This is a genomic window from Streptomyces sp. NBC_01276, from assembly GCF_041435355.1.
In the GTDB taxonomy this organism is placed as follows: Bacteria; Actinomycetota; Actinomycetes; order Streptomycetales; family Streptomycetaceae; genus Streptomyces.
The window spans coordinates 7,285,375-7,300,318 of sequence record NZ_CP108442.1 but is presented as its reverse complement, the minus strand read 5'-3'; the positions used below and the strand labels follow the sequence as shown (position 1 = coordinate 7,300,318).

The following is a 14,944-nucleotide window of genomic DNA, read 5'->3' as shown; positions in this document are numbered from 1 at the left end:
AGAAGGTCTTGCCAGTCATGAGCTCCGCCGCATCCGCCCCCGCCGAAGCGAGGAACAGGAACGAGACGGTCATCGTCTTCGCCCTGAGCCTCGCCGCCATGGTCGTGTCGATGATGCAGACCCTGCCCGTACCGATCCTGGGCCTGATCCGCAACGACCTCGGCACCTCCACCGCCAACGTCAGCTGGGTGACCACCGCCACCCTGCTGTCCGCCGCCGTCTTCACCCCGCTGCTCGGCCGCTTCGGCGACCAGCACGGCAAGAAGCCCACCCTGGTGGCCGTCCTCGGCGTCATGGTCGCGGGCTCCGTGGTGGCCGCGCTGGCGACCTCGCTGCCGCTGCTGATCCTGGGCCGGGTGCTCCAGGGCGCCGCCACCGCGATCTTCCCGCTGGCCCTGTCCGTCCTGCGCGAGGAGGTCCGCCCGCAGAAGCTGCCCGGCGCGATGGCCCTGGTCAGCGGCACCCTGGCGTTCGGCAGCGGCCTGGCGCTCGTCGCGACCGGCCTGCTGACCTCCGGTACCGACGCCGACTACCGCAACGCCTTCTGGATGGCGACCGGCTTCGCCACGCTGGCCCTGCTGGCCGTCGTCTTCCTGGTCCCGGCCACCCGCCACAAGACCGGCGGGCGCACCGACTTCCTGGGCGCGCTGACCCTGGGCATCGCCCTGCTGCTCCTCCTGCTCCCGATCTCGCAGGGCCACGAGTGGGGTTGGTCCTCCGCCCGTACGCTGGGCAGCTTCGCCGGCGCCGCCGTGATGACCGCCGTCTGGGTCCTGGTGGAGCGCAAGGTGAGCGAACCCCTCGTCGACATGAAGATGTTCGTCCACCGTCCGGTGCTCATGGCCAACCTGGCCGGCATCCTCGTCGGCTTCGGCATGTTCGCGAACTTCCTGGGCGTCTCCTACCTCGTCCAGATGCCCGAGAAGCTCACCGGCTACGGCTTCGACGCGTCCATCCTGCGCGCCTCCGTCGAGTTCCTGCTGCCCGGCGCGATCGTCTCGCTGCTCGCCTCCCCCGTCGGCGGCCAGCTGGTCCGCCACCGCGGTCCGCGCATCGCGCTCGGCCTCGCCGCCGCCCTCGGCGCCGTCGGGTTCGGCTGGCTGGCCCTCGACCACGGCCACACCTTCTCGGTCATCGGCGCCGGCCTGGTCGTCGGCGCGGCCGTGAGCTTCGGCTACGCCGCCATGCCCGCCGTGATCATGTCGAGCGTCCCGCACCACCAGAGCGGCATCGCCAACGGCATCAACTCGATCTCCCGCTCCACGGGCAGCGCGATCGGCAGCGCCATCGTCACCACGATCCTGGCGTCCAAGACGATCGAGCACCTCCCTGCGGGCGTTCCGGCCCTGCCGGCCGAATCCGGGTTCACCCTCACCTTCTGGATCGGGGCCGGAGCCTTCGCGCTGGTCGCCGTGATCAGCTGGCTCGGCCTGCGTTCCGGCCACGGGCCCCGGGTGTCCGCGACGGCCGCCCCGGGCGGCGCCCCCGCCGCTGCGGAGGCCCCGCAGAAGGACGCGGAGAAGGACGCGGAGAAGGTCTCGGAGAAGGTCTCGGACACCGCCGACGCCGTCTGATCCCCCGCCACCTCCCGCACACGGCCCCCCGGTCCCACGGACCGGGGGGCCTTGTCGTGTCCGCACTCCGCGCGCTTCGGGCAGCCCTGCGGACGGCGTTGTCAGTGGGGCTCGCTAGTCTCCCGACATACCGCAGCTCAGCAGGCGTTGGCGCCTTGCACCGGGCTGCGCAAGACCATTTTCGGACAGGCGGAGGGGCACGGGCTGATGGCTTGGCTGGCGTTGGACGAGGGGTACGAGATCGCCCTCGTGGAGGGGCGGGTCGCGGTGCGTCGGCCCGCGGGGCGGCAGTTGAAGACGGTCCCGAAGGCGTTGCGCGACCACCCCGAGGTGGACCGGCTGCGCCGGCTCGCCGAGTGGCTCGACCGCCACGAGGCCTCCTGCGCCGCCCAGGTGGACACCTGGATGGTGTCCTCCCTGCCGGTGCCGACCGCCCTCCTCGCCCGGGTGTGGCCCGACGAGGCCTGGCAGGCCGCGCTGCGCGACCTGGCCGTCGTCCCCGACAGCGACCCCGACGAGGTGGGCTTCCTGCGCGACGCCACCGCCGAGGGGGAGCTCAAGGTGGTCAACCTCGACGGCGAGACCGTACGCCTGCGCCCGCTCACGGTGACCCTGCCGCACCCGGTGCTGCTGCCCGACCTGGACGACGTACGGGAGTTCGCGGCCGAACTGGACATCACCCAGCGGGTCGAGCAGATCCACCGGGCGACCTGGACGAAGCCCGCGGACCTCTCCCCCGCCGCCACCGAGGTACGGGACTACGCGGGCGGCACCTTCCCCTCCCGCTTCAGCCTCGCCGCCCGTGCCACCGGCCTCGGCTACCGGGTCACGGGCGGCTACGCGACCTGCAAGGTGCGCGACTCGGGCCGGGCGGTGGAGGCGGCCGTCTGGATCGGCGAGCCCTACTGGGAGGACGAGTCGGAGACCGGGCCGCTGAACTGGCACGACGAGGAGGGCCGGGCCGTACGGCTCGGCGAGGTCGGACCGGTGGCCTGGTCCGAGGGGATGCGGATGGCCGCGGCGCTGTACGCCGGGCGCAAGATCGAGGAGGGCGGGGACGCATGAGCACCACCGAGACTATGAGCACCACTGACACCACCGCGGGCGGCGAGGGCGGCGAGGGCGCGAACGCCGCACTGCTGGCCGCCGGAGCCGTCCTGCCCGTCGGCACCACCGGTGCCGGGCCCGCCGCCGTCCCGCTGACCGCCCGGACCTACCGTCACCCCGCGCTCGGGGACGACCGGGTCGTCGTCCGGCTCGCCGCCGCGGAGCTGGGCGCCGCCGAGGACCTCGCCGCCGGCTTCCTCGGCCTCGTGCCGCAGGGCGAGCCGTCCGTCGTCGGTCTCGGCCGGCGCCAGGCGCTCGGCTTCCCCGAATGGGTGCTGGTGCACCACCCCGAGGACGGCCACCACGCCCTCGCCGTGGTCCCCGAGCTGGACCGGCTCGCGCGGCAGGCCAAGACCAAGCCCAAGGCCGCCCTCGACGCCTGCCACGAGCTCGCCGACCGGCTCGCCCTCGCCGTCCCGCACTTCCTGCCCGTCTTCTACGAGCAGGCCGCGCGCGTCTTCCTCGGCGTCGAGAACACCACGTACGCCGCCCAGCTGTTCGGCCGGGCCCGGACCAGCGAGGCCGGCTACGGCCTGACCGTCGACGAGGACCGCCTCGACGCCGTCTTCCTCGAATTCGCCCTGGCCGGTGCCCTGCCGGTGAAGGTCCTCACCGGATACGGCAAGGAGCTCTCGGCCCGGGTCTCCCCCGCCGAGGCCTTCGACCGCTTCCGCCGCCTGTGCGTGCGCCGCACCGCGGGCGGGCTCCCGCCCTCGGCGCAGGCCACCACCGAGCTGCGCCGCCTCGCCCGCGCCGCCGGGCTGACCGGCGGCGAACCCGAGCAGGAGTACCTCGCCGAACTGCTGCCGCTCCCGGCCACCCTGCGGGCCGCGACCGGCTGGTGGAAGTCCCACCGCACCGCGCTGGTCGCCCTGGCCCGGCGCGTTCCGTCGGTCCGCGGAACCCTGCTCGCGATGATGCCCGGCAGCGGCGGCGGCGAGGCCGGTGAACTGGCCGCGCTGTGGCTGGAGGTGCTGGAGGAATCGGGCGCCACCGCCGGACTCGCCGACGGCACCCTGCCCGAGGCCGAGCGTTGCCCCGACGGCACGGCCGGCTGGCTGGAGCGCTTCCACACGGCCCGCCACGCGGGCTGGGGCATCCCGGCGACGCTGCCCGCCCTCCTCTCGCTCGTCACGCGCTGCGCCGAAAGGCTGCGCACCGAACTGGCCCTGCCGGGACGCGAGAACGGCCTGCGCCTGGCCCTCCAGGACGTGAACCTCATCGACCTCCTGCTCTCCCTCGGCCTGCCGGTCGCCGATCCCGGCAACGCCTGGCAGGGCTTCATGGGCCTGGACCAGTGGGCCCAGTCCCCCGAGCCGCGCGACCTGAGCGCGCTGTGTGCCGACGAACGGCTGCGGCCCGCCTTCCTGCGCACCCTGGACCGCTTCAACGGAAACGGATCCGGCGGTCGCGGAACCGTGCGGCGCCTGGCCGAATGCCCCGGCAGCCGCGCGCTGCTCGCCGACTGGGTCGCCCAGGTGGCCGCGGCCTCCACGGCGGCCGCCCTGCCGGACCTGCCCGAGGCCATCCGGCGGCTGACCTGGCTCCCCGCGGAGGCGCTCGCGCTCGCCCCGCAGGAGGTCTCCCGGGCCGCCGCCGCCGACCTGGGCGAGATCCTCGCCCGCACCCTGCGCGGCGGCCTGTTCGAGGAACTCGTCTGGCCCACCTGGGAAGAGGCCGTCACCGCGCTGTCGCCCGCCGGCAACCGGCGGCACCTGACCGTCATGGACGCCTGGCCGTACGTCATCGTCGCCAACTCCGCGCAGGTGCGCGTCATCGAAGCCGACTCCACCGTGCTGACGCACGACCTGCGGATCCCCGCCGCCGGCGGCCAGCACCAGCTGGGCTTCCACTACACGGACGGCGACCTGCTGGTGTTCTGGGTCCCGTACAACGGCCCCGTGCAGGGCTACTGGCTCAGCTCCCCGGGCGACGTCCTGACCCTGGACTCCTCCGCGAACTACTGGTCGGTGCGCTCCGAGCACGTCACCCTGCCCCTGCCGGGCGGCGGCCGCGCCACGGGCGGCGGCGTCCTGCACCGCGGCGACAGCAAACTGCCCGTCGAGCGGCCGGTGATCAGCGACGGCACCTCGTACTGGGTCTGGGAGCGGGGCGAGGCGGGGGGCGAGGCCGGCTGGGCCGAGTACGACCCCACGACCGGGCTGCACGGGCGGCGTTCCCTGCCCGGCTTCCTCGCCGACGCCCTGCGCGACCACCCGAGCGGCAGCACCCTGCCCGACAACGTCGGCCAGAACTGGCTGCGCCCCACCCCCACCGTCGAGGGCTCCGTGCTCGGCGCGCCCGTGGACGGACTGCTCGGCTGGCGTGCGGTCCGCGTCCCCGGGCAGGGCTGGCACGGCTCCGACAACGCCGGACGGTCGGTGACCCTGGGCGAGGGCTCCCGGATCCCGCACCACGCCGTGACCCTGCCCGGCGACGACCGGCCGCGCGCCGTGTCCAGCGACTGGCGGACGCTGACCCTCACCGACCCCGAGGGCGCGGCCGTCTCCCGGATGAGCGCCGACCACAACAGTGCGGCCTACTCCACGCACGGCGCGGAACTGCCGCCGCTGCCCTACTGGTACTGCCTGCGCGCCCGGGACCCCGAGGGTTCGGCGGCGCTGCGCGCGGTGGACACGGCCACCGCCGGGGCGCTGCTCAAGACCGTCGCCGAGGCCGGGAAGGGCGCGGACGTGCCCGCTCTGGTGGCGGCCGCCCTGCCGGGCGTCGCCGCGCCCGCGCTGCTCGGCGGCGTGACCGCGGCCGTCCGCGGCGCACTGGTCCAGCAGCGGGCCCTGGCCAGGGTCTCGGACGACCTGACCCGGGGCCCGGTGGCCCCGCGCAGCGCTCCGGCGGACCGGGGCCCGGCCGACCACCTCCTGGACGGCGCCCTGGACGGCCTGGTGGGCAACGGATACTACCGCCACGGCGGGGAGAGCGACGCCACGTACCGCTTCCTGCGGACGCTGGCCAAGGCGGCCGGCGACACCGCCGCGGAGGGGGTGCCCGGCCGGCTCCACCTCGACGTGCCGAAGCTGGCGAACTCGGCGTTCCCGTGGACCGGTCCGTTCCTGGAGCAGCCCGCGGCCGTGGCCTACCGGATGGCGGTCGCCGGTACCACCGACGAGCAGCGGGCGGCGCTGCGCCGGGTGCTCGGCGAGGCCGGCGCGCTGGGCGTGGACTCCGCCGAGGGCTGCGCCGCACGGTGGCGCCGGGTACGGGTCCGGCTGGACTCGGCGCTGCTGGTGGGCTCCGGCGGACGTGCGCGCAACCCGCGCCACCGCTCCGTACTGCCGCTCGGCGGCGGCGCGCTGCTCGCCGTGACCGACCACAGCGAGGTGCTGCCCGACGGCCAGGAGTTCGACGGGCTGCTGCACGACCCGTCCGGCGCCTTCGCCGTACCGGCCCCCTACGCCCAGGTCGGGGCGGGCTCGACCGTCGGCGACCCGGAGCGGGCCGCCGGCTGGCTGGCCGCGTTCCTCGACGAGGCCGACCGCCGGGGCCCCGCGCCGTGGTTCGCGTCCGCCGCCGAGGAGTTCGCCCGGCTGACCGGGGTGTCCGCGGCGCTGGCCGCGCTGGTGCTGGCGGGCCTGCCGCGGCTGGACTCGTACGAGCGCGCGTTCCTCTCCGCCGAGCTGCGCGCCGTCCTCGGGGTCAAGGCCACCGACGCCGCGCACGCCCGTGACGACCTGAAGGAACTCGGCTTCGGCGTGCGGCGCGAGCTCGTCGCGGCGCTGCTGCCCGCCGAACCGGCCCGGCTGTGGACCGACGGCCCGGACGCGGCGGCCGCCGCGCGCGTGTGGAACCAGCGCGTGGGCCGTCGTACGCCGGTTCCCGAGTGGGTGCTCGCGGAGGCCTCGCGGGACGTGCGCACCTCCTGGCCGGCGCACCGGGCGCTGCCCGAACTCCTCGGGCCCGCGTCGTCCCCGGTGCTGTCCGCCGATGTCGAGTGGGCGGTCAGGGGGGACCACGCGGAACCCGTCGTCCCCGTCGGCCGGTGCTTCGACGCGTCGGCGCTGAGCGGGGCGATGGCCCTGACGGCCTGGCTGGCGCACCGCCTGCCCGCGGGCCACCCCGTACGGGCCTGCCTGCCGCCCGCGCTCACGGCGGTCCGGCAGCGGCTGGCGGCCCCCGGGCTGCTGCTGGCCGCCGGGCACTACACCTCCCTTACCGACTTCCGGACCGCGGCCGGGACCCCGACCGAGACCGGCGAGGGGTACGAGCGTTACGGGGCGGTGGTCCTGGCCACCCACGACGACCGGCCGCGGCCCGCGCTGCGCACGGCGCTGCTGGACTCCACCGGTTCGGACCCGTACCTGCCGCTGCTGCGCGGCGTCGACCAGCAGCCCTCGCCGGCCGAGACGGCGCTGCGGCTGGCCCACGACCCGGCGTTCGCGGCCCTGCTCGCCGATCCCGGCGCGCCGGTGGCGGGTGCGGTCGCCAAGGACGGCACCTGGTGGACCCAGGACCCGTCCCGCAGCGTGCCCGAGCTGGTGGCGGAGACGGAGGCCGCGTGCGGGCTGGGCGCCGACGCCGCCGCCCTGTACCTGATGCTGCTCGCCATGCCCGACCCGACCGACCGCAACACGGCGCGGTGGACGGGCTGGAAGCCGGCCCGGATCAAGGCCGCGCGGGCCGAACTGGCCGCCACCGACCTGGTGGTGCAGGCCGGCCGCACCCGGGCGGGACGCACCCTGTTCCTGCCCGGGGGCTGGGCCGAGCCCGGTTCGCCGGTGCTGCCGGTGGAGCAGTGGAAGCTGTCGATGTACCCGGCGGCCCCGGGCGGCAGCCCGGTGCTGGGCGTGCTCGTGCCCACCGAGCCGGCCGCCGACCTCTACCGGCGGGCATGGGGACGGGTCCGGGAGGGCGACGTCCCGCGCTTCGAGCAGCTGAGGGTGAAGCGCACGGCGGGCCGCCGCCGCTGATCCCGCCGGAGCGGGTGCGGGGGCGACCTGACGCGCCCCCGCGCCCCCTCCGCTCTCTCCACGTCTTTCCTTCGAGAATTCCCCAAGCCCACAGGACCCGAGGAACCGATGACCGTCACCGAACAGCCCGCTCCCGCCCGGCAGGTCATGCCCGCCGAGGAGCGGTACGCCGCCGAACTCGCCTTTCTCGCCGCCCAGGACACCGGCCCCCGCCCGCCCGGCTGGGCCCTGACGCCGCGCGCGGTGGTCACCTTCGTGTGCGGCAGCGAGGGGACCGAGCTGGCCCTGCCCAAGCGGCGCGCCGGGCTGCCGTCCAAGCTGGTGATCGCGCCGAAGTTCGTCGGCGAACGCGCCCTGGTGGAACGGTGCGTGGTGACCCTGGCCGGAGAGCGCGGACTGCTGCTCACCGGCGAGCCGGGCACCGCCAAGTCGATGCTGTCCGAGCTGCTGTCCGCCGCCGTCTGCGGCACCAGCGCCCTGACCGTGCAGGGCACCGCGGGCACCACCGAGGACGCCTTCCGCTACGGATGGAACTACGCGCTCCTCCTCGCCCAGGGCCCGACCCCGCAGGCCCTGGTCGACTCCCCGGTGCTCTCCGCGATGCGCACCGGACGGGTGGCGCGGGTCGAGGAGATCACCCGCTGCCTGCCCGAGGTGCAGGACGCCCTGGTGTCGATCCTGTCCGACCGGCGCGTCAGCGTGCCGGAACTGACCGCCACCGAGGACTCGTCGGTCAGCGCGGCCCCCGGGTTCACGGTCATCGCCACCGCCAACCTGAGGGACCGGGGCGTCTCGGAGATGTCCGCCGCGCTCAAGCGCCGCTTCAACTTCGAGACGGTCGCGCCGATCGCGGACCCGGACGCCGAGGCCACCCTGGTCCGCCGCCAGGCCGTCGCCGCCGTGCAGCGCGCCGGGGCTTCCTTCGGGGTGGACGACTCCGTGCTCGACGCCCTCGTCACCGTCTTCCGGGACCTGCGCTCCGGGCGCAGCGCCGAGGGCTGGGACGTGGAGCGGCCCGGCACGGTGATGTCCACGGCCGAGGCCGTGCAGGTGGCGGCCTCGCTGGGGGTCGCGGCCGCGTACCTGCCGGGCGGCGACGTGCTGGACCTGCTGCCGGGACACCTGCTGGGTGTGGTGCGCAAGGACGACCCGGCCGACCACGGACGGCTGCTGGGCTACTGGGACGGCCCGGTCCGCCGCCGGGCCGAGGACGGCTCGGCGATGTGGCGGCGGCTCTGGGACCTGCGCGGGAGCCTGCGTTGACGGTCACCGATCCGCGGGAGGCGCTGGCGGCGCTCGCCGCGTCGCGCGAGCCCTACCTGCTGGGCGTACGCCACCACAGTCCCGCGCTCGCGGCGGTGGTCCCGGCCCTGCTGGAGGAGGCGGGGGCGGAGGTCGTCTGCGTGGAGCTCCCCGCCGAGTTCCAGCCGTGGCTGGCCCACCTGGCCGACCCGGAGACGGTCGCGCCGGTGGCCCTGGCCGGGCTGGGGCGGGAGGGCCGCCTGGCCTTCTACCCGTTCGCGGACTTCTCCCCCGAACTGGCGGCGCTCCGCTGGGCGCGGAGCCGGGGCGTGGAGGTCGTCTGCTGCGACCTCCCGCTCGCCGACCGGGGCTGGTCGGGTGACCCCGCTCCGACGGGTCCCGCCCCTGCCGACGGGACCGGCCCCGGGGCGGACCGGGGGGCCGCGGCCGACGGGTCCGCCGGGGCGGGGCCGGCCCGGTTCGCCGACGGGCTCGTCGCGGCCGGGAGCGGGCGCGAGGGGGACGACCTGTGGGACCGGGCCGTGGAGGTGCTGGCGCCCGGGTGCACCCCGGAGGCCGTGCGCCGCGCCGCGCTCGGCGTCGGCTGGGCGCTGCGGACCGACGCGCGCGCCGTGCCCCCGGTCGACCTGGCCCGCGAGGCCCACATGCGGCGCGTGATCGCCGCCGCTGCCACCGGTGGCCGCCGGGTGGCCGCCGTGATCGGCGCCTTCCACGCCCCGGCCCTGACGGCGTGCCGCTCCGCGGCCGACGACGCCGACGCGGAGGCCGTCGCGGAGGCCGTCGCGGAGGCCGTCGCGGAGGCGGGACCGAAGGGTGATGCCGAGGAGGTCGTCACCTCGTTCGTGGCGTACTCCCACGACCTGCTCGACTCCCGCTCCGGATACCCCGCCGGCATCCGGGACCCGCTCTGGCAACAGGCCGTGCTCGAAGCGGGCGGCGACCCCGAACGCCTGCGGGAGGCCGCCTCGGTCGCCGTCACGCGCGTGTGCCGGGAGCTGCGCCGCGCCGGGCACACCGCCGGCACCGGGGAGGCCGCCGAGACCCTGCGGCTCGCCTGCGACCTGTCGGTGCTGCGCGGGCTGCCCGCGCCCGGCCGGGGGGAGATCCTGGAGGCCGTCCAGACGGTGCTCGGGCACGGCGAACCCCTCGGCCGGGGCCGGGCGCTGGCCCGCGCCCTGGAGGCCGTACTGGTGGGAACGGGCCGCGGCCGGACCACCCCGCACGCCCCGCGCTCCGGGCTCGGGCCCTCGGTGGAGGCGGAGCTGGCCGCGCTGCGGCTGCCGTCGCCCGAGGACCCGGCCGCCCGGGAGGTCCGCCTCGACCCGCTGCGTTCCGAGCTCGACGGGCGCCGCGAGGTGCTGCTGCAGCGGCTGCTGGTCTGCGGGGCCTCCTACGGCGAGCCCGTCGGCGTGGCCGCCACCGGCGACGGCACGGCCCTGGGGAGCAAGTGGCGGCTGTCCTGGACGCCGTCCGTCCCGGCCCGGCTGGACCTGGCGGGGGTCCGCGGCGTCACCGCCGCCCAGGCGGCCTCGGGGACGCTGCGCGAGCTGGCGCGCCGCGAGGCGGCCGAGGGCGGCCCGACGGCGGCGCAGGTGCTGACCGGGCTGGCCGCCGCCGCGCGCTGCGACCTGCCCGCGCTGGTCGACGTACGACTGGACGAACTGGCGGCGGTCCTGCCGGAGAGTGCCGCTCCGGCGGAACTCCTCGACGCCGTCGACCTGTTGGAGGGGCTGCGCCGCGGCCACCTGCCCGGCGCCTCCGCCGCGGCCCGGGACCGGTCCGGCGCACTGGCCGGTGAGCTGCTCGACGCCGCCGTGCGGGCCCTGCCCGGCCTCGCCGGAAGCGACGACCCCGCCGACGCGGGCACCCTGGTGGCCCTCGCCGACCGGGCCGCCGTCCGACGCCTGGGGTTGCGCATGGACGCCGCCCTTGCGGAACTGGCCTCCGGCGCGAGCCCGTTGATGCGGGGCGCGGCCCTGGCCGTACGGGTGCTGCTGGACCTGGACCCGGCGGCCGGGCTCGGCGAGCGCGCCGCCGCCTGGGTCGACGGCGCGGCGGGCCCCGACGGCCGGCGGGCCCTGGCCCGGCGGCTCACCGGCCTGCTCAGCGCCGCCGGACCGCTGCTGGACGCCTCTCCGGCGGCCCTGACCCCGCTGCTGGACCGGGTGGACGCCCTTTCCGACGAGGCGTTCCTGGAGCGGCTGCCGGCGCTTCGCGCCGGGTTCGACGTGCTCGCGCCCGCGGCGCGGGAGCGGCTGCTGGCGACCGTCACGGAGCGGCTCGGCGACCGGGTCGACCTGTCGCTGGACGCGCCGCCCGCGCTGCTCGCGCTGTGGGCCGCCGCCGACGCCGCCGGGCTCGCGGCGCTCAAGGACCTTCCGGTACCGGCGCGTCCGGCGGACGCCGACGTCCCGGACGGCGGGGCGGACGGCCGGGCGGACGGGGTCGCGCCCGCCCGGCCGGAGCCGGCGGACGGCCGCCGCCTGGCGCCCGCCGACCGGTGGCGGCTGCTGCTCGGCCGGCAGCGCGACCGGCTCCCGGCCGGCGCGGGCCGCTACGCACGGGCGCTGGACGAGCTGTACGGGGCCGGGCGTGGTGAGGGCTCCGGCGACGTGGGCCGCGACGGTACCGGCGGCGGGGACGACCCGTCCTTCCCGACCGCCCGGGAGTGGGCGGCGGAGCTGGAGGCGCTGTTCGGCTCCGACGTGCGGGAGGAAGTGCTCGCCGACGCGGCCGACGCGGGCCGCTCCGACGTGCTCGCGACGCTCGACCCGGGATCCGTACGCCCTTCCGTGGAGCTGCTGACCTCGGTGCTCTCGCTCGCGGGCGGCATGCCGGAGCAGCAACTCGCCCGGCTGCGACCCCTGGTACGGCGCCTGGTCGACGAGCTGGCCAGGGAACTCGCCACCCGGCTGCGGCCGGCGCTGTCCGGGCTGGCCACCCCGCGCCCGACCCGCCGCCCGGGCGGCCCGCTCGACCTGGCGCGCACCCTGCGGGCCAACCTCGCGCACACCCGGCGGCTGGACGACGGCCGGGTGGTGGTGGTCCCGGAGCGGCCGGTGTTCAGCACGCGCGTCTCCCGCGAGGCGGACTGGCGGCTGATCCTGGTGGTCGACGTGTCCGGGTCGATGGAGGCCTCGGTGATCTGGTCGGCGCTGACGGCGGCGGTGCTGGGCGGTGTCCCGACCCTGTCGACGCACTTCCTCGCGTTCTCCACCGAGGTCGCCGACCTCACGGACCGCGTGGACGATCCGCTGTCGCTGCTGCTGGGGGTCCGGGTCGGCGGCGGTACGCACATCGCGGCGGGGCTCGCGCACGCGCGCACGCTGATCACGGTGCCGAGCCGCACGCTGGTCGTGGTGGTCAGCGACTTCGAGGAGGGCGCCCCGCTCGGGGGCCTGCTCGGGGAGGTGCGCGCCCTGGCCTCCTCGGGCGCGCATCTGCTGGGCTGCGCCGCGCTCGACGACGCGGGCGCGCCCCGGTACTCGGTGCCGGTGGCGCGGCAACTCGTGGCGGCCGGCATGCCGGTGGCCGCCCTCAGCCCCCTCGCCCTCGCCCGCTGGGTGGGCGACCGACTCCGTGGAGAACCCCGATGAGCAGCACCCTGTTGCCCCCCGTCGCCCCCGAGGTGCTGGCGGAGGCGGTGGAAGGCCTCAGCGCCCGGCTGCGCAAGCGGCTCGACGCCGCCGTCGAGGCGTGCGGGGCGGGGGCCGAGGCCGGGCCGGACGGCACGGTCACGGTCCGCTTCGGCGAGGACGCGGTGGTCACGCTGAGACCGGGCCCGTCGGGGGCGGTCACGGATCCGGCCCAGGCCGTCTGCGCCTGCCTGCTGGCCCCCCGCTGCCTCCACCGCGCGGCCGCCCTGGGCGCGAGCCCCTTGGCGGACCCGGAGCAGGAGCCGTACGGGGGCGCGGAACCGGAGCCCGACGCGGCCGCCGGTTCCCTCCCGGAGGCGGGCGCGGGGCCGGAGCCCGTCCCGGCCGCCGGTTCCGTCCCGGAGGCGGGCGCGGGGGCCGGACCCCGCCCGGCCGCGGAGGCGGGTTCCCGTGGCGGGGCGGGCGCGGCGGCCCGCGCGGAGGCGGACGGGGAGCCGGGGGCCTTGCCCGGAGAGGCCGCCGCCCCCGGCACCGCGCCCCGCGCGGCAGCGGCCGGGCGCGCCGCCGACCGGACCGGCGACGGGGTGACGGCTCAGGTGACGGCTGCTCAGAGGGCGGCCGGGGCCGGGTTGTGGGCGGTCGGGGCCGAGGCGCTGGCCGCCGGGGTCACCGCCGCCGGGGCGGTGGCCCAGGCCGAACTGCTGCGCGCCGCGCACACCGCACGCGTGGCCGGGCTGCCGCAGGCCGAGGCCGCCGCGCTGCGCGTCGTACGGGGTCTGCGCGCCGCGCGGGAACGGCACGCGGCGCAGCGCCTCGGCGACCTCGCCGCCGCCTTCCGCGAACTGCTGACCTCCGCCGCGCTGCTGGCGTCCGGCACCGGCGGTCCGGGGCTGACCGGCGGGGGCCGCCGCGCCTACACGGCCGGGGGCAGCCTGCGGGTGTACGGCCTGTGCCGGGAGCCGGTGCTGAGCGCCACGGGTTACGGGGGCGTGGTCACCCACCTGCTGGGCGCGGACGGCTCCGCCTACTCCCTGTCGGACGTCCGGCCCGGCGGCCTCGCCCGCGCCCGGGGTGCGGGGGCCGCCTCCGTCGCTCTCGGCGGAGGGGCCCTCGACCACGCCGGGCTGTCCCGGGCGGGCCTGCGCATCGTCGGCGCGACGGTCTCCGCCGACGGGCGGCTCGGCGCCGGGCGCGGGGTGCGGGCCACCCCCATGCCGGTGACGCCGTGGACGGCGGAGCCGCTGGCCGCGCTGTTCGCGCGCCCGGCGGCGGAAGCCGTCGCCGAGCTGCTCTCCCGGGAGGAGGCCGAACCGGGCCTGCTGGGCTGCGACGTCGAGGTCGTCGGCGCGGCCGGGGAGCACCTGCTCGTACGGGAACGCCGCGCGGACGCCCCGTTGCTGCGGCTGCGTCCCGCACATCCGCACCCGGAGCTGGCCCACACCGCCAACCTGCGCCGCCTGGCCGGGTATCCGGGGCTGGCGGTACGCGTCCTGGGCCGTCCGGACCCGGACCGCGCGGCGACGCTGAGCCCCCTGGCGGTGGGGCCGGTGCCCGGGGCCGCGTACACGCTGCGGCTGCCGCCGGAGTGGCACGACCGGGCCGATCTGGGCTACGACCGGCTCCAGGGAAGCCACTTCCCGGGCGAGGCCCCCTCGGCCGCGGCGGAAGCGGTGGTTCCGGGTCCGGACCCGTTGGCCGACGCGCCGCTGTGGCGGGTGGGGCGGCTGCTGGAGACGGGCGTCGCGGGAGGCCGCCGCGCGGTGGCCGAAACCGCGCGGGGACCGCAGCCGCTGACCGCGTACGGTCCCCTGCGGCGGGCCGGATTCGGGGCGGCGGCGGACCTGACGGCTGCTCTCGTGGCCGAGGCGGACCGGCGCCCCAGGGACGTCTTCGGCCGGCTCACCGATCCCTCGTCGGACGGCTACGCCTGGGCCTGGCTGGCGGCGTCCACCCACCTGAAGGCGGCCCGGCGCTCCCTGGTCACCGCCTCCTGGACCTGACCGCCCCGGCGGCGCAGACCCCGCCGGCCCCGTCCGCCATCGCGCAGGGAGCGTCGACTCCGTCGGCGGGCGGGGCGGGAGCGGACCCCGCCGCCCGGGGCCACCCGTCCGCCTCCACCACGGGCGGGTGACGCCGCCGGCGTCCGGGACGGCGGCGGGGCCCGCCCCCGTACGTCCCCCTGGCCTCACGCGTCCGCGGCGCGGCACACGGGGGCGTGGGCCCGGGATCCGGCGCGGGAGGCGGCTCCGGCGCGGGCGGGGCGCGATGCGCTCCCTGTTTTCGGCCAAGTCCTTCGGGCGTTCGGCCCGGCCGTGGGGGCTTCGGCCGCCCGTGCGCGGGGGCCGGGCCGACTTCCGGTGCGGCCGGATCTGAGCCCTCGACTCGACGTCCATGACGATTCCACCCTTTCTGGACCCCGTGCTGCCCACACTCTTCCCGGAGGGCCCCGCACCCGCGGCCGGCCCCTGAGCGGAGGGGG

General features: G+C 77.3%; 6 protein-coding genes. All 6 read left to right on the top strand.

The annotated features are described in order from the left end of the window. Positions 1-17: 17 nt before the first annotated feature. Positions 18-1,574 carry an MFS transporter gene (locus OG295_RS32820; protein ID WP_371680254.1) on the top strand — a complete coding sequence of 519 codons (1,557 nt, stop codon included), beginning with the start codon at positions 18-20 and terminating at the stop codon, positions 1,572-1,574. 207 nt (positions 1,575-1,781) lie between these two features. Beyond that, entirely contained in the window at positions 1,782-2,639 is an 858-nt protein-coding gene (locus tag OG295_RS32815) for a DUF4132 domain-containing protein (protein WP_371680253.1), read from the top strand. Positions 2,640-2,653: 14 nt separating this feature from the next. Further along, positions 2,654-7,606 (top strand): DNA-binding protein, encoded by a 4,953-nt coding sequence (locus tag OG295_RS32810; protein WP_371680252.1) that lies wholly within the window; start codon positions 2,654-2,656, stop codon positions 7,604-7,606. 108 nt (positions 7,607-7,714) lie between these two features. After that, positions 7,715-8,869, top strand: coding sequence for an AAA family ATPase (locus tag OG295_RS32805; RefSeq protein ID WP_371680251.1), 1,155 nt, complete (start codon positions 7,715-7,717; stop codon positions 8,867-8,869). After that, complete coding sequence (locus OG295_RS32800; protein ID WP_371680250.1) at positions 8,866-12,465, top strand: DUF5682 family protein; 3,600 nt, start codon at positions 8,866-8,868, stop codon at positions 12,463-12,465. Before OG295_RS32805 ends, OG295_RS32800 begins: the two co-directional genes overlap by 4 nt. Beyond that, a complete protein-coding gene (locus OG295_RS32795) occupies positions 12,462-14,465 on the top strand; it encodes a hypothetical protein (protein ID WP_371680249.1) in 2,004 nt (667 codons plus the stop codon). The genes OG295_RS32800 and OG295_RS32795 overlap by 4 nt, the downstream gene beginning before the upstream one ends. The last annotated feature ends 479 nt before the right edge of the window (positions 14,466-14,944 follow it).